The sequence below is a fragment of the Kitasatospora sp. NPDC087271 genome, from assembly GCF_044744605.1.
Lineage (GTDB): Bacteria > Actinomycetota > Actinomycetes > Streptomycetales > Streptomycetaceae > Kitasatospora.
On record NZ_JBIUYQ010000003.1, the window covers coordinates 427889 to 453060 of the forward strand.

Consider the following 25172-nt stretch of genomic DNA (forward strand, 5'->3'; position numbering starts at 1 on the left):
GAACATGACCGAGAAGTAGGTACTCTCCGCCGGTAACAGCGGGTGGTTGAAAGGACCGCCGCCGTTGTGGGTTGCGGCCCTTGCCGTGCCTGGTCAGCGACCACGGCCCCTGCCGGAGATCGCCGTGACCACCGTGGCGTTCCTCGTGCACCGCGGCGGGGCGGCCGTGGGACCCGACCGCGTACAGCTCACCCGTGCACTGGTGCCCACCGGCGGAGAGGAGCAGGCTTGAGAAGCGGCTCGCGCAGGCCCCGCCACCGGGCACGTGGAGAGGGCCCCACGCGTCTCCGAGCCCGCCGACTCCTTGGAGGTCCCCCGTGACCGATCCTCCTGCCCCCCACCCGGCCGGCCCGATCGTGGTCGGCACGGACGGCTCGGCCCCAGCCCGGCAGGCTGTGACCTTCGCGCTGCGCGAGGCCCAGCTGCGCGGTACAGGCCTGCGGGCCGTCTGCGCGTACGAGTACACCCCGACCCAGCACTCCGGCTTCGAACGGACGGTCGACTCCGGCCCGATCCCCCAGCAGCGCGATCTCGTCACGCAGGCCGTGGCGGACTCGGTCGAGGAACTGCAGCAACAGCTCGGTGGGCCATCCGTGGAGGTGGAGATCGCCTGCGAACGCGGCCGCCCTGCGCAGGTCCTCCTTGAGGCGAGCAAGGACGCCAGCCTACTCGTGGTCGGCTCCCGAGGGTCGGGTGCCTGGGGCCGACTCACCCTCGGGTCGACGAGCACCGAGGTCGTCCACCACGCCGGCCTTCCCGTGGTCGTCGTGCCGGCGGAGCACGGCACCGCACGTTCGTGACCGTCGACTTCAGCCGCCCTCTGAGCCGGGTCAGGTGAGGACGGCAGGCTGGCGGTAGTCGCCGAGCAGGCGCACCGTCGCTCCGCGGTCGGCGGCGATCTGGACGAGGTTGTCCAGGTTGAGGGGTCCTGATCAACGGCATCCTCCACACCCCGACCCGCTGGCTCCAGACCCGCTGGTCCGGGCCCGCTGGCTTCAGAGGTGGACGGGCAGGTGGCGGGGTCCGCGGAGCATGGCGTTCTGCCGGTAGGGGGGCGGGTCCTGGACCAGGCGTGCCGGGCCGAGGCGGGGGATCAGCGCACCGAGCGCGGCCTCGGCTTCGATGCGGGCGAGTGGTGCGCCGTAGCACAGGTGAATACCGCTGCCGAAGCCGAGGTGTTGGTTGTCCGGGCGGGTGGGGTCGAACCGGTCCGGCGCGTGGAACCGCTTGGGGTCGCGGTTGCCCGAGGCCAGCGCGAGCACGACGGTGGCGCCTTGGGGGACGGTGGTGCCGCCGACGTCGATGTCGGCGAGGGGGATGCGCTCGCGCATGTGGACCGGGGGTTCGTAGCGCAGCAGTTCCTCCACCGCTCGCGGCAGCAGGTCCGGTTCGCGACGCAGCCGGTCCAGCTGCTCGGGCTGACGCAGCAGGGTGAGCACCCCGTTGGTGATCAGGTTCACCGTGGTCTCGTGTCCGGCGATGAGCAGCAGCACGGCGGTTTCCGCGAGTTCTTCCTGGGTGAGCCGCAGGGCCGGGTCCGGTTCGTTGACGAAGGCGGAGAGCATGTCGTCGCTCGGATTGCCACGGCGCTTCTCGGCGAGGCCCGCCAGGTACCGGCCCATCTCGCCCCGCGCCTGTTCGCCCGCCTGGTCGCCCGCCTCGTCCCGCTCGGAGGAGTCCTCTTCGGGCCGGACGTCGGCGGACGCGACGATCGCGTCGGACCACGCCCTGAAGAGCGGCTCGTCCTCGCGCGGCACGCCGAGCAGGCGGCAGATCACCGTGACGGGCAGCGGATAGGCGAGGTCGTCGACGATGTCGATCCGGCCGCCCGCCTGGAACGGCTCCATCAGTTCCCCGGTGAGCCGGACGATCTCGCCGCGCATGGCATCGACCCGGCACGGGCTGTGCGGGGGGCCGAACGGCCGCATGGCCAAGGTGCGCAGTCTGTGGTGCTCCGGGTCGTCGAGCCGCAGGAACGGCGGCTTGTGCGTCGTCTCGCCACAGGTGCGGGGATCGACGCTCATCCGTGGATCGTGGAGCAGGGCGGCGACCTCGTGGTAGGTGCCGATCAGGTAGCTGCCGTCTGCCTGCCGCACGACCGGACCGGCCTCGCGGAGTTCCGCGTACAGCGGGTAGGGGTTGGGGCGGTTCGCGTAGTCGGTGATCCGTGCCAGCAAGGTGTCGGAGTCCATGGTGGCTCCTCGTCGTTGGGCGGGACGTGGGTCAGCCGCGGGGCTGCACCACGGTCAGTCGACGGTCGGGCAGGTATCCGGTGAGCGCCACGGTGGGGCCGTGGGACAGCCCCTTCGGATCCGGCACGTCGGACGGAATCGGGATGTCCGCCGCGAGCGCGCGGTCCGCCGCGCCGGGCGGGGGCGGGAACGGCGCAGCCGTCTCGATCAGGTGCCGGTAGTAGTCGAGCGACTTGGCCATGTCGACGGTGACCGCCGCGGTGACCCGCCCCTGGTAGCCGTAGACCATCGCCAGACGGCGCGCCTCCAGAGAACCCTGAGCGATGACCACGTGGTCGGAGAAAGTGGGCACGCCCACCGACTTGATGTTGAGCCCGAACTGGGTCGACCAGAACGTCGGCAGGGCGAGGTGCGGGCGCCGCAGGGGCCCTGGACTGACCATGTTGTGGGCCGCCACCCCGGCCTGTTCGACCGCGTTCCCCCAGTGTTCGAGGGAGAGCATCTGGTAACCGAACAGCGGGTGGGGGAAGCGGGAGACGTCGCCGGCGACGAAGACGTCGTCAGTGACGATTCCGTACATGTTGAAGGCGCGGCACCCGGCGTCGCAGGCGATTCCGCGCGGGCCCGCCGCCAGTCCGGAATCCGCCAACCACTCGACGTTGCGGACCGCCCCCAGCGCGACGACGCACACCTCCGCATCGACGCGGCTGCCGTCGGACAGCTCCGCGCCGGTGAAGCGCCCGCCGTCGTCCCCGCGCAGGGCGGTGACCGTCACGCCGGTGCGCAGGTCCACACCGTGGTTGCGCTGCATGGCGGCCGCGAGTTTCGCCAGGGTTCCGCCGAGCGCGCCCACCAGAGGTGCGGGACCGCGTTCGGCGACGGTGACGTCCAGTCCGCGTTCCCGGCAGGCCGAGGCGATCTCCGAACCGGTGAAGCCGCCGCCGATCACCAGCACCCGCCGTGGCCCGGCGGCCAACCGCTCGGCCAAACCGCCGGCGTCCTCGCGGGTACGCAGGGTGAACACCCCGTCCAGGGCGGCCTCCTGCGGATCGGGCCAGGGACGCGCCCGGGTCCCGGTGGCGATCAGCAACCGGTCGTACGGCAGCGACTCGCCATCGGCCAGCATCACCCGCTTCCCCAGGGGGTCCAGGCCGGTGGCGCGTACGCCCAGCCGCCACTCGGCGTCCGGATCCCGGCGCATCGGCAGCCCGGTGGAGTCCGCCGCAGCATGGCCCAGCAGCACCTGCTTGGACAGCGGCGGCCGGTCGTAGGGCGGATGAGGCTCGTCGCCGACCACGGTCAGTGAGCCGGTGAAGCCTTCCTCCCGCAGCGCCTCCGCGGCCCGCAACCCGGCCAGCGACGCGCCGACGACAACGATCCGGCCCTCGCTCTGGTCACCGGCCATCAGCGCTCACCTCCTCACCGAGGAGGATGGCCTGGACCGGGCACGCCGCCGCGGCCTGGCGCACTCGCTCGACCTGGTCGTCAGGGACAGCCGGGGCGTACAGCAGTCCCTCCTCGCCGTGCAGCTGGAACACCTTCGGCGCGAGGAACACGCACTGTGCGTAGCCCTGGCAACGCGTGAGGTCCACAACGGTCTGCATCCCCACCACTTCCTCTGCCGCCGTACCCCCTCTCTTCCAGCATGGGACGAGAACCGGACGCGCGCAGCACGGGCCGAGAACCGGGCGCGGGCGCGGGCGCGGCAACCGCTCGGGGACCCGCAGGTGCGCGGTCCGCGTCGAGCTGTCCACCGGCAGCACTCCGACCAGCCGGCGTGCGGCACCGCGATCGAGCGGCGGGCGGCGGGCGGCCTGGGCGCGGCGCGCCGCCTGGGGAGTGCGGTGATCCGGGGTTCCGGGAGAGCGGGGCGTGGTCGAGCCCGGCGTACCTGTCGCGGGGAGCGCAGGACCGGCTTCAGTCCCTGTCGGGGGCGTGCAGGGCGAGGGTGAAGCTGAAGCGGTCGCCGCGGTAGAGGGTGCGGACCTGTTCGAGGGGGTGGCTCTCGGCGTCGCGGCTGCGGCGGTGGAGCAGCAGCATGGGCAGGGCGGGCGGGGTGCCGATGAGCAGGGCTTCGCGGGGGGTGGCGAGGACCGTCTCGATGCGTTCGTCGGCGCCGCCGAGCCGCACGCCGCACTCGCGCAGGTACCCGTAGAAGGAGCCTTCGGGGTCGAACTCCCGCTCCAGGCGCGGAACTCGGGCGACGGGGACGTAGGTGGACTCCAGGCCGACGCGTTCCTCGTCGGCGCGCAGGACGCGTTCCAGGTGCCAGAGCGGTTCGCCTTCGGGGACGGCGAGGCGCTGGGCCATGGGCGGGTCGGCGGGGAGGCGGTCGAGGGTGATGAGGGTGCGGCCGGGGCGCAGGCCCTGGCGGGTGACGCCTTCGGTGTAGCTGGCGAGGGAGAGCGGCTGTTCGATCTTGGGGCCGGCGACGACGGTGCCGCGGCCCTGGCGGCGCAGGCGGCCTTCGAGGAGGAGGTCGCGCAGGGCCTGCCGGACGGTGGCGCGGGCGACGTGGTGGCGTTCGGCGAGGTCGGCTTCGGTGGGCAGGCGCCCGCCGGGACCCAATTCGGCGATGAGGTCTTCGAGTTGGGCCTTGACCAGGTAGTACTTGGGCACCCGGCCGTGGTCGGGGACGCCGGAGCGGGCGGGGGCGACGGGGGGCCGGGGGGTGCCGTGGTTCACCGCGCCACCTTATCGAGCGGTGGTCCGGCGCCATCGAGTGACGGTTCGGCGCCCCCGAGGTCACGAAATGGTAACCGGTCTGGACTGAATTTCGGCGGTTGTTCATACAACCGTGGATCCGGGGAAGGCTCCTCCTCGTACGGGCGCCCCATCCTCGGTGCCGGTGCAACCGCACCGCGTCGCCCCCTAGTTGGGAGCCCCCGTGCGCATCCCCCGCTCCATCCGGACCGTCACCGCGGCCACAGCCGTAGCCGCCGTGCTGCTGCCGTCGGCGCCTGCCGACGCCTCCCCCGTCGCAGCCGCCGCAACCGCCGCCCCCATCGCAGCCGTCCCCGCCGTCCTGGCCGCCCCCGCCTACAAGGGCCTGCCGGACGGCACCAAGCAGACCAAGACCCTGGTCATCGGCGTCGACGGCACCCGCTACGACAAGCTGGCGGCCGCCGACGCGCCCAACCTCAAGGCGCTGATGGCCGGCGGCATGACCGCCACCAGCAACCTGTACGCCAACCCGCTGGCGCCGACCCTGTCCGGGCCGGGCTGGTCGACCATCGCCACCGGCGTGTGGCCCGACAAGCACCAGGTCAAGGACAACGCGTTCACCGGCGCCCGGTTCGACCAGTACCCGGACTTCGCCAGCCGCCTGGAGACCGCCGACCCGGCCGCCTCCACGCTGGTGATCGGCTCGTGGAACCCGATCACCGGCAACGTCTTCAACGGCAAGGCGGACCTGCGGATCGCCGAGAACGAGAACGACGCCAAGACCGCCTCCGACGCCGCCGACTACCTCGCCCACGGCAACCCGGACGCCGCCTTCCTGCACTTCGACGGGATCGACGAGGCCGGGCACGCCTCCGGCGGCGCCAGCGCCCAGTACGCGGCCGCCATCCACACCGTCGACGCGCTCGTCGGCCAGGTCGTGCAAGCCGTCAAGTCCCGTCCCACGTACGGCTCGGAGGACTGGCTGATCGTCGTCACCACCGACCACGGACACACCGACGCCGGCGGGCACGGCGGCAACAGCGCCAACGAGCGGCAGACCTTCGTGATCGCCGACGGCGCCGGCTACCCGGCCGGCTCCCGGCGCTACGACGTCAAGCCCGTGGACATCGCGCCCACCGTCCTCAAGCACGAGGGCGCGGCGATCGACCCCTCCTGGCGCCTGGACGGGCAGCCGATCGACGAGATCGCCCCGGACGCCTTCGACGCGCTGCGCCCCGCCCTACAGGGCCGGGCGGACGAGACGGGCATCCCGGCCGCGGTCCGGGGCTGGACGCACACGCCGCCCAGCGGCTGGAGCATCGACAACTCCCGGATGCCCGGCGGCGGGGTGACGGAGTGGCGCGGCTGGGCCTTCGCCACCGACGAGTTCTGGAGCGCCACCCAGCTCGGGCAGGGCCGGGAGACCAACGTACGGGCCCGCAACGTCTTCGCGGTCGCCGACTCCGACGAGTGGGACGACAAGGCGCACGGCGCCGGCCAGTTCGACTCCACCCTGGTCAGCCCGGCCTACCCGGTCACCGGCCTCGGCCGGGCCGTGCTGTCCTTCGCGACGAACTACAAGGTCGACGGCCCGCAGACCGGCGACGTGTACGTGGTCTTCGACGACGGCGCCCCGCAGCTGGTGAAGTCCTACCGCGCCGACCTGAACACCGTCGAGCACCTGCCCGTCACCGTGCCGGCCGGCGCCACCACCGCGCGCCTGCAGTTCCGCTACACGGGCACCAACAGCGCCTTCTGGACGGTCGACCAGGTCTCCTTCGGCTCCTGACACCACCACCGGCCTCCCGCCGCCCCGGCCCCGGGGAGGCGGGAGGCGACGCCCACCATGCGGTACGGCGCCCTCCCGGAGCGGAGTTCGACTGTCAGACCAGGCAGAACTCGTTTCCTTCCGGGTCGGCCATCACCACGTGATCGGGCCTGCCGTCCAACTCCTCCTCGCTGACCACGGTCGCGCCCGCAGCGGTCAACCGCTCCACCGCCTCGACCACGCGCGGCCATCGCACCTCCCACGGTGTCTCACGGCCGCCACCGACCTGGACGTCCACGTGCACCCGGTTCTTCACCGCCTTCGGCTCCGGCACCTTCAGGAAGGACATGGTGGGGCCCACCCCCTCTGGATCACAGAGGTACGCGCCGTCATCCCACTCGTCCTTCGGGATCCCGTAGTGGGAGAGCCATTCCTCCCAACTCCCGAATCCCACAGGTGCGGGCTTCTCCGCATAGCCCAGCGCCAGTGCCCAGAACTCAGCCAGCTTCGCCGGGTGCGCGCAGTCGATCGTCAAGCTCCACCTGGTCGCCATGCGGTCCTCCTCCGGTCGGATGCCGCGACGGTACCGCGCACCTCCGACACTCGCGGCCGGTGAGCCGTCCGGTGGCGGCCGGCGCCGTCATGGCCCTCGGCGCGTGCCGGCCGGGCGGCCCCCCGACTGCCGGTACGGTACCGGCGTGACGGGAACTCAGGACACCGTGCTGGTGGTGGTCCGCGGTCCGAGCGGGGCGGGCAAGTCGAGCGTCGCCGCGCGGCTGCGCGCCGCGTACGGACGGGGCGTGGCCGTCGTCGCCCAGGACGTGCTCCGGCGCACCGTCCTGCGCGAACGCGACCTCCCGGGCGGAGCGAACATCGGCCTCATCGACCTGGTCGCCCGGCACGCCCTCGACCACGGCTTCCACACCGTCGTCGAGGGCATCCTCGCCGCCGAGCGCTACGGCCCGATGCTCGCCCGGCTCGCCGCCGACCACCGCGGCCGCAGCCACCTGTACTACCTCGACGCCGACTTCGACGAGACCGTGCGCCGCCACGCCACCCGCCCCCAGGCCGCCGAGTTCTCCCCCGAGGACATGGCCGGCTGGTACCAGCCCCACGACCTCCTGCCCGGCGGCCTCGAACGCGTCGTTCCGCAGCACAGCACCCTCGACGAGACCGTCGAGCGGATCCTCGCCGACACCCGTCTCACCCCGCCATTTCGCCACCGGTGAGCGGCGCCACGACAGCTGAACCCGTCCCCCGCAGGAGGCCGGGGTACGGAACGGCCCCGCCCTACCGGCGGTGGCGGCCGGTAAGTGGTCGGCGCGGTCGGCGCGGTCGGCGCCGCTGACGTAACGCGCGGGGCGCGGGCGCGGTTGCCTACGCCATGATCACGATCACGTGAATCTTGTCGAAACAAGATCATTATTTGATGATCCTTTGGCGTCATTTGACCCCATCTTTGATCTTGCCGCCCACTCCTATGCTCCGAGAGCGCCGTCGAGCGACGGTGTCTCAAGGAGTCGATATGAACAGACGGATGACCACACGACGCAGACCCGGCAGGCCTGTTGGCATGCGGGCGGTGAGCGGGTCGCTGGCCCTCGCCGTGGCGGTGTCGCTGCTGGCCGGGTCCGAGACGGCCCTCGCCGCGTCACCGAGCGCGGCGGCGAAGGCGGGCAGGGGAGCCGGGCAGTGGGCCACGTCCGCCGCCGACGTGCCGTCGGCGAGGGTCGCCGCCCGGCTGTCCGGGCAGCGGGTGGAGGCGCTCTCCGAGCGTACGGAGACGTCGACGACGTGGGTGAACAAGGACGGTTCGCTCACCACCGAGCTGTTCGCGGGCCCGGTCCGCTTCCAGCGTGACGGCCAGTGGGTGGACGTCGACCTCGGCCTCCAGGCCGGCGCGGACGGGTCGGTGGCGCCGAAGGCCCACCCGAACGCGCTGCGGCTCGCCGGTGCCGGCGGCACCCGGGCGAAGTCGCTGCTCCACGCGCAGGCGGCGACCGCGGACGACGCCCGCACCCTGGTGACCCTCGGACAGGGCGACCAGCAGGTCGAACTCCAGTGGCGCGGCGGCCTGCCCAAGCCCGCCCTGGACGGCACGAAGGCCACCTACCGGGACGCGATCGCGGACGGCGCGGCCGACCTGGTCGTGGAGGCCACCCGGACCGGCTTCGAGCAGTACACGGTGCTCAAGCAGCGCCCGAGCGCCGCCGGGTTCTCGTACACGATGCCGCTGAAGGCCGACGGCCTGAAGGCCGAGGTCCAGCCGGACGGCGGCGTGCTGTTCACCGACAAGCGCACCGGCGAGCGGCGGGCCGTGCTCCCGGCGCCGGTGATGTGGGACGCGACGGCCGCCGCCGAGGGCTCCGGCGAGCACGCCCGGCAGGCGAAGGTCGGTCTGAAGGTCGTCCAGCGCGGCGACGGCATCGACCTGGTGTTCACGCCGGACGCCGCGTTCCTCGCGGACCCGAGGACGCAGTACCCGGTGACGGTCGACCCTTCCACCACGGCCCTCGGCAACGTCTTCGACACCCGGGTGCAGCAGGGCGAGACGGTCGACTGGTCGGCCGACACCGAGATCTACTGGGGCAACTCCGGCACCAAGAACGCGGACGGATCCTCCCGCCAGGCCCGGTCGTTCATCAACTGGAACACCGCGCCGATCGCGGACGCGCTGATCACCAACGCCAGCCTGTCGCTGTACAACTTCCACTCCGGCAACAGCGACTGCCAGCCCTACGCGTGGGACATCTGGGACACCGGCCTCGCCTCGACCGCCTCGCGCTGGACGGCGCAGCCCTCCTGGAACGCCAAGAAGGCCACCGGCACCGAGACCAAGGGCCGGGACGCCTGCGGCGGCGACGGCTGGATCACCGCGGACGTCACCAACCTGGTGCAGACCTGGACGTCGGCGAAGAACACCACCTCGGGCATGGGGCTGCGCGCCCCGGACGAGACCAACACCAAGTACTGGAAGGAGGTGAACTCCGCCAACGCCGCGACCAACGTCCCGAAGCTGACGGTGACGTACAACTACCGCCCCCGGACCGGGACGGACCAGCAGGCCGGCTCCCCGTTCTACAAGGACGCCGCCGGCACCTGGTGGGTCAACTCCACCACCCCGACGCTGCGCGACACCTTCGTCGACCCGAACAACGACAAGGTCGACGGCACCTTCCAGATCTTCGACGCCGCCACCGACACCCAGGTGGGCAACGTCCTGGTCTCCCCGTACGTGCCGAGCGGGGCCCCGGCCTCCGTCAAGGTCCCGGCTGGTGTGCTGGCCAACGGCAGGACGTACAAGTTCCGCACCTCCCCGTACGACGGGCTGCACTACAACAACAACTGGTCGGCGTGGGCCACCTTCACGGTCGACACCTCCGCCCCCTCGGCGCCCGCCGCGCTCTCCTCCTCCGACTACCCCTCGGGCCAGTGGGTCAAGGGCCCCGGCCAGGCCGGTTCCTTCACCGCGACCCCGCCGGCCGGTGACCAGAACGCCCTGGAGTGGACGCTCGACGGCGCGACCTGGACCAAGGTCGCGACGAACGGCTCCGCCGCGCCGGTGACCTTCACCGTGACCCCGGCCAAGGCCGGCACCAACACCCTCCAGGTGCGGGCGGTGGACCGGGCGGAGAACAAGTCCGAGGCCCGTACCCACACCTTCCAGGTCGGCGCGGGCGGTGTCACCTCCCCGAACGACGGCACCCGCACCGCGGCGCGCCTGCCGCTCACCGCCGAGGCCGACGCCGCCCGGTACGACCAGGTGGCCTTCTCCTGGCGGCGCTCCGACGCCGACGCCTGGACGCGGATCCCCGCCGGCGACATCACCAACGGCGGTGCCGCACTGGCGGCCTGGCCCGTGCCCCTCGCCGCGGGCAAGAGCCCGGCGCTCACCTGGAACGCCACCTCCACGGTGACCCCGGACGGCACCGTCCAGCTCCGCGCGGACTTCACCGGGCCCGGCGCCGCGGCCGTCTCCTCCGAGCCGGTGCGGGTCGTCGTCGACCGCAAGGCCGACGGCGCGGCGACGGAGAACGTCGGCCCGGGTGCGCTGAACCTGCTCACCGGCGACCTCAGGGTCCCGGCCACCGACGTGTCGCTGTTCGGCATGACGGTCGGCCGCACGCACTCCTCGCGTGACCCGCGGGCCGCCGCCGGCCAGGACGGCCAGGCGGCGGTCTTCGGCCCCAACTGGGTGTCCAGCGTGTCGTCGAGCCTGTCCGCCTCGGAGTACACGGAGATCCGCAGGACCTCCGGCACCTCGCTCAGCGTGATGGCCGCCGACGGCTCCGCCGTCTCCTTCACCTCGAACGCGGCCGGCAACGGCTGGGCGCCCGAGCCGGGCAGCGAGGACCTCACCCTGAGCGGCTCCTTCGGCGCCGACTTCACGCTCTCCGGCACCGAGGGCACCGTCACCACCTTCGCCAAGGCCGATCCGGCCGCCGCCACCTGGACGGTGACCTCCACGCTCCAGGGCGGGCTGGCCAACACCACCACCAGCGTGGTGTCGGAGACGACCGTGGTCGGCGGCAAGACGCTGGCCCGGCCGAAGCTCGTCATCGCGCCGACCTCCGCGGCCACCCCGGCGGTGTGCGCGGCGAACGTCGCCGCCAAGGGCTGCCGCGTCCTGCAGTTCGTCTACGCCACCGCGACCACCGCCACCGGCGTCACCACCGGCACCGAGTTCGGTGACGTCGCCGGGCAGGTCAGCGCGATCAGGCTCTGGAGCACCGCGCCCGGGGCCGCCGCGGCCACCGCCACCGACGTCGCCGTCTACCGCTACGACTCGGCCGGGCGGCTGCGCCAGACCTGGGACCCGCGGCTCGGCCAGAGCAGCCAGAACCAGTACGCCTACTACACCCAGGGCGCCGACGACGGCCTGCTCTCCTCCGTCCAGCTCGGCGGCACCCTCGCCACCTCGCTGGCGTACGGCACCGTCACCGCCAACCCGGCCGCGGGCCCGGGCATGCTGACGAAGGCCTGGCACGACACCCTCGCCCCCGGCACCACGGGCACCGTGAACGGCACCGCCACCACCACCGTCGTCTACGGCGTCCCGCTCTCCGGCGCGAAGGCACCGGAGGACCTCTCCGCGCCCGCCGCCTCCGCGTGGGGCCAGAGCGACCTGCCGACCGACGCCACCGCGGTGTTCCCGCCGGACCAGGCCCCCGCCTCCAACAACGGCACCGACCTCGGCGCCGGCGACTACACCAGGGCGAGCGTCACCTACCTGAACGCCTCCGGCCGCCAGGTCAACCAGGCCACCCCGGGCCACCACGTCACCACCACCGAGTACGACAACCAGGGCCACCAGGTCCGCAGCCTGACCGCGGGCAACCGCGAGCTCGCCCTCGGGGCCACCCCCGCGGCCAAGTCCGAACTGGCCGACCTCGGCATCGACACCCTGCCCTCCGCCGAACGCGCCCGGCTCCTGTCGAGCAGCAGCGCCTACAGCGCGGACGGCCAGCAGGAGACCGACGTCTACGACCCGCTCCACCGCATCACCCTCGCCGCCGACGCCACCTCCGGTGCGACGGTCCTGGCGAAGGCCGGCACCCAACTGCCCGCCCGCCAGCACACCGTGAAGACCTACGACGAGGGCCGGCCGACCGACGGCACCGCCAAGATCAAGAACCAGATCACCCTCACCACCACCGGCGCCCGGCTCCGCGCCTGGCCCGACCTGCTGGTCGACGCCCGCCAGGACCGGACCACGTACAACTGGGCGCTCGGCGTGCCCACCGCGCAGATCAAGGACAGCGGCGGCCTCGCCCTGACCACCACCACCGGCTACGACGGCCAGGGCCGGGTCGTCTCGACCCAGCAGCCGGCCTCCACCGGCTCCGACGCGGCGGCCGGCTGGACCACCTACTACACCGCCGGCGGCACCGGCACCTGTGGCAACCGCCCCGAGTGGGCCGACCTCGTCTGCCAGACCGGGCCCGCCGCGGCCATCACCGGCGGCGGCGCCAACCCCGCACAACTGCCCACCAGGACAACCCAGTACGGGCAGTTCGGCCAGGTCACCCGCACCACCGAGACGGCCAACGGCGTCACCCGCACCACCGTGACCGACACCGACACGGCGGGGCGTCCCACCACCGTCACCGTCACCGACGGCCTCGGTACCCCGGCCCCCGCCGCCACCACCACGTACCACCCGGGCACCGGCGCCGTCACCCGCCAGACCTCCGCCACCGGCGGCACCATCGCCAAGGGCTACGACGAACTCGGCCGCCTGATCTCCTACACCGACGCCGACGGCGCCGTCACCACCACGGAGTACGACGCCCTCAACCGCCCCACCAAGGTCACCGACACCTCCCCCTCCACCACCACCTACACCTACGACACCGCCGTCGACCCGCGCGGCCTGGCGACCTCGGTGACGGACTCCGTCGCCGGCACCCTCACCGCCCGCTACGACGCCGACGGCACGCCGCTCACCCAGGGCCTGCCCGGCGGCTACACCCGGACCGACGACAAGGACCCGGCCGGCACCACCACCGGCCGCACCTACACCCGCGACAGCGACGGCCTCGTGCTGGTCTCCGACGGCATCACCGAGACCATCCACGGCCAGCGGGCCACCCACACCGGCACCCCCGGCGTCACCGCGGCCCAGACCTACGCCTACGACCGGGCCGGCCGGCTCCTCCAGGTCCAGGACACCTCGACCGACGCCGTCTGCACCACCCGCACCTACACCTTCGACCGCAACACCAACCGCACCGCGCTGGCCACCGCCGACGCCGCCCGCGGCCAGACCTGCACCACCACCGGGGGCACCGGCCAGACCAGCGCGTACGACACCGCCGACCGCCTGGTGAACCCCGGCTACACCTACGACGCGTTCGGCCGCACCACCGCACTGCCCGGCAGCACCGTCGCGTACTACAACACCGACCTGGTGCAGCAGCAGACCAGCGGCACCAACCGGCAGAGCTGGACCCTCGACTCGGCCCAGCGCTTCCGCGCCTGGACCACCGAGACCAACACCGCCGGCGCCTGGGCCCAGACCGGTCTGCGGACCAACCACTACGGCTCCGACACCGACAGCCCCCGCTGGATCACCGAGGACACCGCGGGCACCCTGACCCGCAACGTCACCGGCCCCGCCGGCACCCTCGCCGCCACCACCGCGAAGACCGGCGGCACCGTCCTGCAACTCGCCAACCTGCACGGCGACATCACCCTGCGGCTGCCGCTGGACACCGCCGTCGCGCCCACCGTCCTCGACTACGACGAGTACGGCCAGCCGCGCACCGGCCAGCCCGGCACCCGCTACGCCTGGCTCGGCGACAAGCAGCGCTCCGACGAGACCCCGAGCGCCCTCACCCTCATGGGAGCGCGCCTCTACAACCCGGCCACCGGCCGCTTCCTCTCCCCCGACCCGGTCCAGGGAGCGAGCGCCAACGCCTACGACTACTGCAACGCCGACCCGGTCAACTGCACCGACCTCAACGGCCGGATGCCCGGCTGGCTGAAGGCCGCGCTCAAGGCCGCCGTCGCCCGCGCCGTCCAACTGTCCGTCACCGCGGCCGTGGCCGCCTGGATCCCCTTCCTGGCGCCCTGGGCGCTCCACATCGGCAACTGCGCCGGCGGCGCCTGCGCCGGTGTACTGTTCGGGAGCGGCGGCTGGAAGCAGCGCATCGTCTGGGCCGTCGCCGGCTGCCTCGCGGGTTTCGTCTTCGACCGCGGCGTCTCCCAGCGGATCGTCGACAAGGTGATCGGCGTGGTCAGGAGGTTCGTGTGACATCCACGGAGTCGGCGGAGTCTGCGGAGTCGGCGGAGGAACCGGCAGCGCGCCGGGCGAGCCCGCTGCGCCTCGCCGCGACCAACGGGGCCTGGCTCGCCCCGTCCTTCCTCGCCGCCTACCTGCTCGCCGACCGCCTCACCGCCGACGCCACCGCCCGCACCTGGTGCACCCTGCTCCTCGCACCGGTGATCGGCCTGGCCCTGCGTGCCGCGGCCACCCTCGTGGCCCGCCGCCGGCGGGCGCGGACCAGCCGCCGCTAGGCGAACGCACACCCTGCAACAGGCCGACCCGCCGGTGCCACCGGCGGGTCGGCCTGTTCCGTGCCTGGTCCACAGCCGCATCCGACCGGATTCACTCCGCCCTGCCGCCGACCGGGAAATGCTCACCGGACGGTCAGCCGACCACAGGCCGCGTACGGCGCGCGGCGCGGGCAGGCACCTCCACCACGGTGAACCAGACCAGGACCGCGCACAGGAAGGCCGCCGCGGCGAAGAACAGCGGTCCCGGGACGGAGTCGTCCCGCGCGCCGGCGGCGAGCGCGGCCGCCGCCGACAGGACGAGGGCGACGGCCGCCAGCGCACGAGGGCTGCGCGCGACCCCCGGTGCGGCGGAGGACGGCAGCAGCCAGAGCGCGAGACCGTAACAGGCGCAGCCCAGCAGCGCGGCCCCCAGCACGTCGCTGGGCCGGTGGTGGTAGAGCGCCTGCACGGCAGCGGCGGTGACGGTGAGCCACAGCATGCCGACCGCGGTGACGTAGGGGCGCAGGCGCGGGGAGGCGACGAGGGCGGCGCCGAGGACCAGCCCGATGGGGACGGCCGCGTGCCCGCTGGGGAAGCTCACCTCGGTGAGCATGTCGGGCGCGTTCACCAGGTCGGGGCGGGGCAGGAGCATCTTGCTGCACACCTCGGTGCCCCCGAACGTGCCCAGGACGACCCCGATCGCCGCGCAGCCCTGCCACCAGCACCGCCGCACCAGCGCGACGACCACGATCACGGCCATCCCCACGACCAGGGTGGGAAGGGCCGTGAACTCCAGCGGCGGCATGGCCGCCGAGTCGTAGACCGACCCCGACCAGTCGTAGATCCACGCCGGTTCGCCGCCGTTCCCGTTCATCAGGGAGTTCTCCCCCCGCTGCCCGAACGGGGTCCAGACGGCGAGCAGGTAGACCGCCACGAACCCCGGAGCGCACAGCAGAGCCGGCAGCCACGGCCGTATCGACCGCGAAGGGCCCCCTCCGGCCGGGGTCCCCGGGGCCCGGCCGGGAGCGTCCGGCCCGGGTGCGGACAGGGCCGGGTGATCTTGCTGAGTCATCACTGTCTTTCTGCTCGCAGCTCTGGGAACCGCGAGCCCTGGTCGTAGACGACTTGGTTTGAACGGGGACGCCGACGACGACGTCACGGTTCCCGTCCCGACCCGGACCCGACACCGGATCCGGACCTGGACCCGGACCCGACACCGGACCCGGCCTGAGGACATCGCCGTCGGCTCCTGCGGCGTCATGCCGGGTGGATGAGGCGGCTCTCGTAGGCGAAGACCACGGCCTGTATCCGGTCGCGGAGTTCGAGCTTGTGCAGGATTCGCCCCAGATGGGATTTCACGGTCGCCTCCGCGAGGTACAGGGCGGCCGCGATCTCGGTGTTGGACAGGCCGCAGCCCACCTGGACGAGCACCTCGCGTTCACGGGCGCTGAGCCGGCTCAGCCGGTGGTCGGGGCCGGCGCTGCCGCCGTCGGGGATGTGCGGGCGCAGGTGCTCCAGCAGGAGGCGGGTGATCCGCGGGGACACCACCGCGTCGCCCGCGGCGACGCTGCGTATCGCGGTGAGCAGTTCCTCGGGCCTGGTGTTCTTCGGCAGGAAGCCCGAGGCTCCGGCGCTGAGTCCGGCGAAGGCGTATTCATCCAGGTCGAAGGTGGTGAGGATCAGCACTCTGCTGTGCGGGGAGGCCCGGATGACCTGCCGGGTCGCCTCGATCCCGTCGATGCCGGGCATCCGGACGTCCATGAGGACGACATCGGGGCGCAGCTCCCGGGCGAGGCGGATGGCCTGGGCGCCGTCCGCGGCTTCGCCGACCGGTGTCATGTCGGGCTGGCCCTCCAGGACCGTGCTGAAGGCCATCCGGAGCAGTGCTTCGTCGTCGGCGATCAGGATGCGGATCGTCATGCGGACGCCGCTCCGCCGCTGTCGAGGAGGAGGCGGGTGTGGACTCCCCAGCCGCCACCCGGAAGCGGTCCGGCCCGCAACGTCCCCCCGTAGGCGGCCGCGCGCTCGCGCATGCCGGGGATGCCGTGGCCGGACGGTGTGGCGCCGGGAAGCGGCGGGCGGGGGCCGCTGTCGGTGACGTCCACGGTGACGGTCCCGGTCGAGCACCGTATCCGGACCTTCGCGCGTGTGCCGGCGGGTGTGTGCTTGAGGGTGTTGGTCAAGGCTTCCTGTACCAGGCGGTAGACGGTCAGTTGTGCGGTGGTGGGTATGTGGGTGTGGACGCCCTGGACCTCGATGCGGGTCGGCAGCCCGGCGGCGCACATCTGGTCGGCGAGGGCCTCCAGTTGGGCGATGCCGGGCAACGGGTGGCGTTCCGCGTCCGGTTCGTCGGTCCGCAGGATGCCCAACGAGCGCCGCATGTCGGTCAGGGCCTGCCGGCCCGTCTCGGAGATCTGGAGCATCGCGGTGGTCGCCTTGTCGGGCGACCGGTGCTGCGCGTAGACGGCGGCGTCGGTGAGCGCGACCATGACGGACAGGTTGTGGGTGACGATGTCGTGCATCTCCCGGGTGATACGTGTCCTCTCCTCGGCGACGGCCAGTCGCGCCTGCTGTTCCTGTTGCTGCTCCAGGCGTGCGGCCCGTTCCTCCAGGGCCGCGAGGTAGGCGCGCGTGGTCCGCACGTTCACACCCAGGACGGCGGCGGCGACGACCATCGCGGTGACCGCGACGAAGGGGGTCAGGAACGCGCCTTCCGTCGCCCAGCGCAGGCAGGCCAGCAGGGCCCCCGCCTCCACGACGGCACCGGTGACGAGCGTGCCGCGCCGGCCCGAGTTCGCGGCTGCCGTGTAGAGGGCCACCAACAGGCATACGTCCGCCGGAAGTTGGACGCCCGCCAGCCACTGGACGAAGGCCGCGGCTGCCACGACGCCGAACACCGTGAGCGGGGCCCTGCGCCGCCACACCAGGGGAAGCGCGAGGGCGGCGGTGAGGGCGACGGCCACCGGCAGCTCGTGCGGTGCCCGGGTGGTGATGATGTTGAGCAGGAGAAGCGTCGGCAGCAGCGAGTCCCACACCACGGGCGGCAGCCGGGAGGACCGGCGCCCGGCGGCTGTCACCAGTCGCGCCGCTCGTGCGGAGGCCAGGTCGGCGTACCTCGTCAGCCGTGAGGTCGTCCCCGCCCACCGCACCCGTGCCAGCACCCACACCCTGCCCCGGACCCGGACCCGGCCCCGGTGGGCATCGCCGGGTTCCGCGGCCGCCTCGGTCATCGCACGTCCCTGTCGGTTCAGCGTCATGGTGGCCCCGGCCGGGGCTGCCACCGCGTGCGGCCGGATCCGAGTGGCGTACGGGGAACGTACGCCTCGCGCTGCCCGGCACTCCCGCGGCCCTGTCACGGTAGGCGGCGGCCCCCACGGAGCACATGAGTCCACCGTCTGATGGCACCGTGCCCGGGTACGACCGCAGGAGGAGTCCGGCTACCTCCCGTGGTCGTAGGGCGGCCGCCGATCCGGCGTGCCCGATTGCCACTCCGGTCGCACCGGGACCTGCCGCGGATTGCGACCCCGGTGGCACCCGACGGCGACCCGGGATCGATGTGGCAGCGCCTGCCCGGCGCCGAACATGGCCTGGTGACCGAGATCATCACGGGGCTGTACATGTCCCCCCTGGAAATCCTTGTCCTGCTGGGCGCCGTCGCACTGGTGGTGGCGCGCTGGCTTCCCCCCTCCGCCCGCCCACGCGTCACGATCGCGGCGGGGGCGGTTCTCGTGCTGTCCGCGATCCTGCTGAGCGTGGCGGGGATCCGCTGGCAGATGCTGCCGGTACTGGCAGGCGCCGCCTTCGCGTCGCCGTTCGCCCTCTCCCCCCTGCTGCGACCGCTTCGACGCCGTCCCGTCCGGCCGGCGTGGCGGGCCCGATGGTGGCTGGCGTTGCCGGGATCGGTGGCCTGCGTCGGCCTGATCGCCACGGGCCCGGTGGCCGCCTGGGCCCTTCCCGTACCCGAATTCCCCACCCCGACAGGCGAGTTCGCGGTCGGCACCCGCGTGGTCCAGTGGACCGACCCGCACCGCCCCGAGACCTTCACCGCCGATCCGGACGACCGGCGCACGGTCGTGGTCCAGCTCTGGTACCCCGCGCAGAAGAGCCCCGCCGGCGCGCAGCGGGCCCAGTACCTCGGACGTACGGAGCACGAGGCGCGCACCGTCTCCGACGCCCTCGCCCACCAGGTCGGCCTGCCGGGTTTCCTGGTCGACGGTGTTCCGCGTGCCCACACCCATGCGGTCTTCGACGCCCCGGTGGACGGCGGGCGGGGGCGGTTCCCCGTCGTCCTGTTCTCTCCCGGGTCGGGCGGAGTGCGCACCCAGAACACCGCCTGGGCGGAGGAACTGGCCAGCCACGGCTACGTGGTCGCCGCCCTCGACCACCCGTACGACTCCGCCGCCGTCGTCCTCTCCGACGGCCGGACGATCACCACCGAGACCACCTCCACCGGCGACCCTGACCAGGACGAGAAACTGGCGGCCGACTGGACGGCGATTCGGGCCGCCGACCTCGGCTTCGTCCTCACCCAGCTGGACGGCCTGGACCGGGGTGAGACCGCCGACCCGCTGAGCGGACACCTGGACACCGGCCGGGTCGCGGTGGCCGGACACTCCATGGGCGGCGCCGCCGCCCTCCAGGCAGCCCGGCAGGACCGCCGCTTCCACGCCGTCATCGATCTGGACGGCTACCCCCACGGCCCCGCCTCCCCCTCCCTCGACCAGCCGACGCTCGCGCTCACCCAGGCCGCCACCCCGGCAACCGACCCGCGCTACCTGCCCCGCCTCACCGAGGCGCTCAAGTCCAGCACCGCGACGAGCTACCGGCTCACCATCCCCGGCGCCGCGCATCTCACGTTCATGGACGGCCCCCTGTACCTGCCGCCCGTGCCCTCGATAGTCGGCTCCCTGGGCCGCACGGAGAGCCCGCGCGTCGTCGCCGCGGCCACCCTCGCCTTCCTGGACGCCACTCTGCGAGGCAAACCCGGCGACCTGGCCGGCGTTCTGCCGGCCTACGGCAACCTCACCGTCCACCGCCCGGACAACAGCGGCTGACCAACTGTTCCGGGGCACGTACGCCTGCCGGACGAGGACAACGGCATCAGACGAGATCATCAGCCGGACGGCCGTGCCCGAAACCGCTGGTAGGCGGCCCCGCGTCGTTGTTCACCTGTGGGCGAACGCGCGGAGCAGGCGTACGTACGGGGCCCAGCGGGCCGGGCGGGCCACCGTGCCCGTGCAGGCGAGCTCGGCGCGGTCCAGGCCGTCCTCCAGGCAGGCGTCGTGCATCGGGCGCCAGGCCGCCGGCCAGGTCAGGCGCGCCAGGCCGCCGGCCTTCATCGCGAGGGTGTGCCGCAGCACGGTGCGTTCCTCGCCGACGGGCAGCACCGTGAACTCGTGGAAGCCGTGGAATCCGCGCGGCCCGCTGAAGGTGAAGCGGATCCAGACCCCGGGCACGTAGGCGGTGACCGTGTAGCGGACCGGGCCGTGGCCGCCGGTCGCGCCGACCGCCAGCGGGCGGTCGAACTCCATCGCGGGCCAGTCCGAGTGCGGCCAGAGCCGGTCCGCCGGGCCGCCTGACAGGTTGTCGACGAGCGCGCCCACCTCGCTCGCCTTGGCGGCCAGCAGGCGCTCGTGCACGTTGTAGACGCCCATGCGTCCTCCCCTTCAGATTATTAGAGACCATCCTCTAATAATCTGGAGGGTACCCTCTGATTCATGGCGAGACCACCCCGCTTCGACACTGACCAGATCCTCGACGCCGCCGTCCGGCTGGCCGCCTCCGCCGGGCCGGCCGGCGTGACCATGTCCGCCGTCGCCCAGGCGATCGGCGCGCCGAGCGGGTCCATGTACCACCGCTTCCCCGGCCGTACGGCACTGCTCGCCGAGGTGTGGCTGCGCACCGTGGAGCGCTTCCAGGAGGGGTACTTCGCCGCGCTCGGCAGCGCGCCCGACCCCCACCCGGCCGCCCGCGCGGCCGCCCGGCACGTCATCTCCTGGAGCCGCGCCCACCCGCAGGAAGCCTCGCTCCTCCTCTACGGCGCCGAGGAGTTCGGCCGCGCCGACTGGTCCGAGGAACACCAGGAGCGCGCGGACCTCGGCAGCCGACGCGTCCTCGACTCCATCGCCTCCCTCGCCGAAGCCCTCGGCGCGGCGGGCCCCCGGGACCACGAGCGCATCACCCTGGCCCTGATCGACCTGCCGTTGTCCGTGGTCCGCCGCCATCTGCGCGCCGGGCAGCCGCTGCCGCAGCACGCAGAAGACCTCACCGAGGAATGCACGGCGGCTCTGCTGGCCGACGCGGGGGCTCCGTGATCGGACTCCCCGAAGCCGGAGTCCTCCGCGGAGCTACACCGTCAGGCCCTGGCCGCCGGGGCGACGAGCGCCTGACGGACGGCGCAGTACCAGCTGGCGGGTCCGGTGGGGCAGTTGGGACCGTCGACGGCGCGGGAGAGCGCGTACTCCCAGCCCGCGGCACCGGCGAAGTCCGGGTACTTGTCGGCGAGAGCGCGCAGGGTCCGCTGGAGGGCCGGCATGTCGACGTAGCCCTCGCAGTCCAGGTTGTCGTTGGTGATGCCGGCGGCGACGACCTTGGACGCGGGGAACTGGTTCCGGATGACCGCGTCGTAGTCGGTGGTGTCGGCGAGGCTGCCGTTGCCGCAGTAGAACTGGGTGTTGTACCAGCGGATCAGGGGGCCGACCTGCTTTTCGAGCGTGCGGTAGTCGAGGAAGGGGAGGTTGCTGCCCTCGGGCATGGTGAGCTCGCCGGGCCCCGGGGCGAGAGTGATCAGGAAGTCCGGCCCGAAGTCGGAGCGCAGCTGACGGATGAGCCGCTCGGCGGTCGCCTCGCGGAACGCTTCCTCGACGTCGAGGTCGATGCCGTCCAGCCGGTACGTCCTGAGGGCGTCGCGGACGGGCGGGTAGTACGTGCCGAAGTCCTTGTCGAGCAGCCCGTACGTCCCCTGCGCGGCGCCGCCGAGGAGAGCGGTGACCTTGACGCCCTTCGCCTGCACCGAGGCGATGTCACGCCACATCGGAACGTACTTGGGCGCGGAGGGCGGGTCGTCGTTCAGGGTGAGGATCGGGTACTGGGCGGGATCGTTGAGGTGGAACGCGGCCACCTCCACCACGTCCGCGTGACCGATCAGGGGCACCGGGGAGACGTAGTGGCTGTCCGGGTCACCCGTGGTCGTGCCGGTCTGGTAGAACGCGACGACGTGGCGGGTCGCCGACGTCTTCGCCGCGGGAGAGGTGCCTCGCACCCCATCCGGGTGTCCGTGACTGCTCATGGGCGGATTCCTCCTGAGTGATCGGCCACAGACCTGCTGTGGGTCACCAGGAAGCGTGCCGCCCCGCCCTGGAGGGTCGCGCGCATTCCCACCACGCGTCCTGGAATTCCACTCCGCCAGCCCCGTACCGCCGCTCCTCAGCCCGGCCCACCGGCTCGACCCACCGGCTCGGGACATGCTCAATCGACGCAGAACTCGTTGCCCTCGACGTCTCCCGACACACAGAACTGGATGTTCTGGAGTGTGAGAGATGGCAGCGGCATCTGTGCAGGTCAGGGGCTCGGAGTGCGGTACTGGGAAATCTTCCCCCTCCCCACGCAGTATGGAAGACTCCCGCAATCCGTTGTCCGGCACAGTGTTCAACGAGACCCTTCGGGGTGTTCGTTGCGTCCGCCTGTCCGTACTGACGGACGAGACCACCAGCCCCGAGCGGCAGCGCGAGGCGGACGATCAGGCAGCCGCAGCGCTGCACATCGACTTCGGGCAGGGTGCCGCACTCCGGGAGGCGGTGGACCTCGACGTCAGCGCGTCGAAAACGAGTCCGTTCGACCGCCCGCAGCTCGGCCAGTGGCTGAGCAACCCGGACAGCTTCGACGCCCTGGTGTGGTGGCGCTTCGACCGCGCCATCCGGTCCATGGGGCACATGCACGACCTCGCCAAGTGGGCGAGGGAAAACCGCAAGGTGCTGGTCTTCGCCGAAGGCATCGGTGGCGGGCGCCTGGTGTTCGACTTCCGCAACCCCATGGACCCCATGGCAGAGCTCCAGATGCTCATGCTGGCGTTTGCCGCACAGGTCGAGTCGCAGAGCATCAGCGACCGCGTGACCGGCGCCATGGCTGCCATGCGCAAGATGCCGCTTCGGTGGCGTGGCGGTGGTCGTCCGCCGTACGGCTACCTGCCCGCCCCGATGCCCGAGGAGTTCGGCGGCAAGGGTTGGACCCTGGCGCCCGACCCCGACGCGGTCAAAGTCATTGAGCGCATCGTCCGGGAGCTGCTGGAGGGTGCCACGGTGTCCGCCATCGCAGTGGGGCTCAACACCGACGACGTACTCAGCCCGCGCGACTACTGGTCCGTCAAGAACGGGCGAAAGCGGGGCGGAAAGACCGGCGGGGCGAAGGGCTCCCACGTCGTGGTGGACGTGTTCAAGTGGACTCCGGCGGTCATTACCCGGATGCTCCGCAGTGAGACGCTGATCGGCTGGAAGATGCACAACGGCGTGCCCGTGCGCGACGACCACGGCAACCCGATCATGTGCACCATGGACCCGATCCTCACCCGCGAGGAATTCGACCAGATCGGCGCCATCCTTGACGAACGCAGCATCGAGAACAGCGACCGGTCCGACACGGATGCCCTGCTGCTGCGGGTCATCCACTGCGATTCGTGCGGCGGGCGCATGTACTTGAACGCGCAGGAAGGCAGGACCGCTACGTACAAGTGCAACCACCACGCCCGCGGCGACAAGTGCGAGGCACCGTCGAACGTCCGGGGAGACTGGGCAGATGACCACGTGGAAGAGGAGTTTCTGCGGCTGGTCGGCCCCATCCGGACGAAGACCGTCGTAGAGGTGCCCGGGTACGACCCCGAGCCGGAGCTGAACGCCACCGTGGCGGAGTACACGGCGCACCTCAAAATTCAAGGGCAGCAGAAGTCTCGGCACGCTGCGCAGGAGTGGCAGAAGCGACATAACGCGCTGGACAGCCGCATAGCTGAGTTGGAGTCCCGGGAGAAGACCGAGCCCACGCGGGTGGTCACGGAGACCGGGCGGACCTACGCGGACGACTGGGCGACCGCGGACGTTGCTGGCCGGCGACGGATGTTGGTAGACGCCGGGGTCCGGCTCGACGTGCGGCGGGGTGTCCGCGGCGGGTGGCGGAAGCTGGACACGCGGCGGGTCACGTTCACCATCGCGGGTGAGCTGGACCCGGCGATCGAGGAGACGGCGGGGCTCCGCACCGAGCTGAGTGCGTCGCCGCAGACCGCCCCCGCGGCAGGCAGTCGGGTCCGCCTCGCCGAGCCCGTCGCGGCGCAGCCAGCGGGGGTGGTGATGGGGTGACGCTGATGACGGTGATTTCAGTTTTCTCTAGATGTTGAGTGTCTAAGAGAAACAGAAATTTGCCTCACCAGCGTCACCCCGTCACCGGTTCGCGGGCGCGGGAAAGGTCTGCGCTCTCCACAACAGTAGGGAGGGAAAGCCCACTGCCGACGACCATGGGAATTCGTCCCCCTCTTCTACCTCCGAGAGTGCAGGTCTAGCGTGCGCCCCACTGACGGGCCCAAAGGACCGAGTATCCGTACCTCTTTTGCTGCTCTGCCCGTGCGCCACACCCGCTGACCCTCAGAGACGTTTCCATTTCGCCGACAGCCAACCAACCGGAGGCAACACCGTGACCAACCCTGAAACGCCCAAGTACTCCTACGAAGACCGGGAGATCGCAAAGCTCCACAGGAGCGCCGACGCTTTCCGGTACAGCGCCGACATGGAGCACCTTGCCAAACTGAGGCGCGACCGCCCCGAACAGTACGACCAGGTCAACCCGATCAGTCGCATCTCGCTCGGCCACTACGAGATCGCGAAGGCTTCCGCCATGCAGCTCGGCCGCAACGTTTCCGCCCCCACCGATCGCGAGGTCTGAAAGTGAACCCTGACGTTTCCAAGGCGGCCGACAAGCTCGCCAAGCTGCGTGCCCAGGCGGACAAGCTCGCCGCACCACTTGCGGAGGCCGAGGCAGCTTTGGCGGGCGCCGAGGCGGTCGAGCAGGCTCGCCGTGCCGAGCGTGCCACCGAGTACGACCGCGCGTTCGTCAACACTTGGATGGCGCAGGCCGAGGGTCGATCCACGCGGGGCAACGAGCTGCATGCGGAGTTCCTCGAACTCCTTTCCGCTGAGCCGTGGTTCAAGGTATATGTCGCACACCGTGCCGAACGGTACAAGCGCGAGAAGATCCTGACCGCCGCACAGAACGCACAGTCCCACCTCGGTGACCCGCTGACCGTTCCAGAGCCGCGCCGGTACGACCTGCGGATTATCGAGGACATCACCAGTGCGGTGGAGAAGGCTGCCGAGGCCATCGGTGCGGCCTTCTCAGAGGACCTGGACGCCGCCAGGGACGCCTACATCGAGGCGACCGACTGACATGGCCGTTGACGCGCTCGAACCCGGCCCGGACGGTACCTATCCACACTTTCCCCGGGATGCGCAGGGGCGGCCTGTGTGGTCGGATGCGCCAATTGGCTTGCCAGTACGCAGTGGTGGGGCGCC

20 protein-coding genes are annotated in these 25172 nt (G+C 72.0%); 10 read left to right on the forward strand and 10 right to left on the reverse strand.

Features of this window, described 5'->3' with window-relative positions; genetic code table 11:
- Nucleotides 1-317 precede the first annotated feature (317 nt).
- Entirely contained in the window at nt 318-800 is a 483-nt protein-coding gene (locus ACIO9K_RS08410) for a universal stress protein (protein WP_400327947.1), read from the forward strand.
- A 195-nt stretch (nt 801-995) separates the two neighbouring features.
- On the opposite strand, the gene ACIO9K_RS08415 is transcribed toward ACIO9K_RS08410, so the two are convergent.
- The 4 genes from ACIO9K_RS08415 to ACIO9K_RS08430 all read right to left on the reverse strand — a co-directional run bounded on the left by ACIO9K_RS08415 (nt 996) and on the right by ACIO9K_RS08430 (nt 4877).
- Nucleotides 996-2192: a cytochrome P450 gene (locus ACIO9K_RS08415; protein WP_400327949.1), complete on the reverse strand. Its 1197-nt coding sequence runs from the start codon at nt 2190-2192 to the stop codon at nt 996-998.
- Between the two features lie 31 nt (nt 2193-2223).
- Nucleotides 2224-3597: an NAD(P)/FAD-dependent oxidoreductase gene (locus ACIO9K_RS08420; protein WP_400327951.1), complete on the reverse strand. Its 1374-nt coding sequence runs from the start codon at nt 3595-3597 to the stop codon at nt 2224-2226.
- Nucleotides 3587-3796, reverse strand: a complete 210-nt coding sequence (locus ACIO9K_RS08425; protein WP_363586205.1) for a ferredoxin — start codon at nt 3794-3796, stop codon at nt 3587-3589. Before ACIO9K_RS08425 ends, ACIO9K_RS08420 begins: the two co-directional genes overlap by 11 nt.
- A gap of 313 nt (nt 3797-4109) precedes the next feature.
- On the reverse strand, nt 4110-4877 hold the full coding sequence (locus ACIO9K_RS08430; RefSeq protein ID WP_400327953.1) for a GntR family transcriptional regulator: 768 nt from the start codon (nt 4875-4877) through the stop codon (nt 4110-4112).
- 202 nt (nt 4878-5079) lie between these two features.
- Here ACIO9K_RS08430 and ACIO9K_RS08435 point away from each other — a divergent pair, with 202 nt between their 5' ends.
- Nucleotides 5080-6645 carry an alkaline phosphatase family protein gene (locus tag ACIO9K_RS08435; protein ID WP_400327955.1) on the forward strand — a complete coding sequence of 522 codons (1566 nt, stop codon included), beginning with the start codon at nt 5080-5082 and terminating at the stop codon, nt 6643-6645.
- Between the two features lie 94 nt (nt 6646-6739).
- On the opposite strand, the gene ACIO9K_RS08440 is transcribed toward ACIO9K_RS08435, so the two are convergent.
- On the reverse strand, nt 6740-7177 hold the full coding sequence (locus ACIO9K_RS08440) for a VOC family protein (RefSeq protein WP_400327957.1): 438 nt from the start codon (nt 7175-7177) through the stop codon (nt 6740-6742).
- Nucleotides 7178-7322: 145 nt separating this feature from the next.
- Here ACIO9K_RS08440 and ACIO9K_RS08445 point away from each other — a divergent pair, with 145 nt between their 5' ends.
- From ACIO9K_RS08445 to ACIO9K_RS08455, 3 genes are all read left to right on the forward strand, one after another.
- Entirely contained in the window at nt 7323-7853 is a 531-nt protein-coding gene (locus tag ACIO9K_RS08445) for an AAA family ATPase (RefSeq protein ID WP_363619803.1), read from the forward strand.
- Between the two features lie 308 nt (nt 7854-8161).
- Nucleotides 8162-14380, forward strand: a complete 6219-nt coding sequence (locus ACIO9K_RS08450) for a DNRLRE domain-containing protein (protein ID WP_400327960.1) — start codon at nt 8162-8164, stop codon at nt 14378-14380.
- Entirely contained in the window at nt 14377-14643 is a 267-nt protein-coding gene (locus ACIO9K_RS08455; RefSeq protein ID WP_363619799.1) for a hypothetical protein, read from the forward strand. Before ACIO9K_RS08450 ends, ACIO9K_RS08455 begins: the two co-directional genes overlap by 4 nt.
- A gap of 133 nt (nt 14644-14776) precedes the next feature.
- On the opposite strand, the gene ACIO9K_RS08460 is transcribed toward ACIO9K_RS08455, so the two are convergent.
- The 3 genes from ACIO9K_RS08460 to ACIO9K_RS08470 all read right to left on the reverse strand — a co-directional run bounded on the left by ACIO9K_RS08460 (nt 14777) and on the right by ACIO9K_RS08470 (nt 17852).
- A complete protein-coding gene (locus ACIO9K_RS08460) occupies nt 14777-15694 on the reverse strand; it encodes a phosphatase PAP2 family protein (RefSeq protein WP_400327962.1) in 918 nt (305 codons plus the stop codon).
- Between the two features lie 185 nt (nt 15695-15879).
- On the reverse strand, nt 15880-16542 hold the full coding sequence (locus ACIO9K_RS08465; protein WP_363619795.1) for a response regulator transcription factor: 663 nt from the start codon (nt 16540-16542) through the stop codon (nt 15880-15882).
- A complete protein-coding gene (locus tag ACIO9K_RS08470; RefSeq protein WP_400327964.1) occupies nt 16539-17852 on the reverse strand; it encodes a sensor histidine kinase in 1314 nt (437 codons plus the stop codon). Before ACIO9K_RS08470 ends, ACIO9K_RS08465 begins: the two co-directional genes overlap by 4 nt.
- 324 nt (nt 17853-18176) lie before the next feature.
- On the opposite strand from ACIO9K_RS08470, the gene ACIO9K_RS08475 reads away from it, so the two are divergent.
- A complete protein-coding gene (locus ACIO9K_RS08475) occupies nt 18177-19676 on the forward strand; it encodes an alpha/beta hydrolase family protein (protein ID WP_400328061.1) in 1500 nt (499 codons plus the stop codon).
- Nucleotides 19677-19787: 111 nt separating this feature from the next.
- Here ACIO9K_RS08475 and ACIO9K_RS08480 read toward each other — a convergent pair whose 3' ends face one another.
- Entirely contained in the window at nt 19788-20276 is a 489-nt protein-coding gene (locus tag ACIO9K_RS08480; protein ID WP_400327966.1) for an SRPBCC family protein, read from the reverse strand.
- A 63-nt stretch (nt 20277-20339) separates the two neighbouring features.
- Between ACIO9K_RS08480 and ACIO9K_RS08485 the strand changes: the two genes are divergently transcribed.
- Nucleotides 20340-20936 (forward strand): TetR/AcrR family transcriptional regulator, encoded by a 597-nt coding sequence (locus ACIO9K_RS08485; RefSeq protein ID WP_400327968.1) that lies wholly within the window; start codon nt 20340-20342, stop codon nt 20934-20936.
- Between the two features lie 41 nt (nt 20937-20977).
- Here ACIO9K_RS08485 and ACIO9K_RS08490 read toward each other — a convergent pair whose 3' ends face one another.
- A complete protein-coding gene (locus tag ACIO9K_RS08490; RefSeq protein ID WP_363619785.1) occupies nt 20978-21910 on the reverse strand; it encodes a glycosyl hydrolase family 18 protein in 933 nt (310 codons plus the stop codon).
- Nucleotides 21911-22232: 322 nt separating this feature from the next.
- Here ACIO9K_RS08490 and ACIO9K_RS08495 point away from each other — a divergent pair, with 322 nt between their 5' ends.
- The 3 genes from ACIO9K_RS08495 to ACIO9K_RS08505 all read left to right on the forward strand — a co-directional run bounded on the left by ACIO9K_RS08495 (nt 22233) and on the right by ACIO9K_RS08505 (nt 25046).
- Nucleotides 22233-23966, forward strand: a complete 1734-nt coding sequence (locus ACIO9K_RS08495; protein WP_363619783.1) for a recombinase family protein — start codon at nt 22233-22235, stop codon at nt 23964-23966.
- Between the two features lie 331 nt (nt 23967-24297).
- Nucleotides 24298-24546, forward strand: coding sequence for a hypothetical protein (locus ACIO9K_RS08500; protein ID WP_363619782.1), 249 nt, complete (start codon nt 24298-24300; stop codon nt 24544-24546).
- Between the two features lie 2 nt (nt 24547-24548).
- Nucleotides 24549-25046 (forward strand): hypothetical protein, encoded by a 498-nt coding sequence (locus ACIO9K_RS08505; RefSeq protein ID WP_363619780.1) that lies wholly within the window; start codon nt 24549-24551, stop codon nt 25044-25046.
- The last annotated feature ends 126 nt before the right edge of the window (nt 25047-25172 follow it).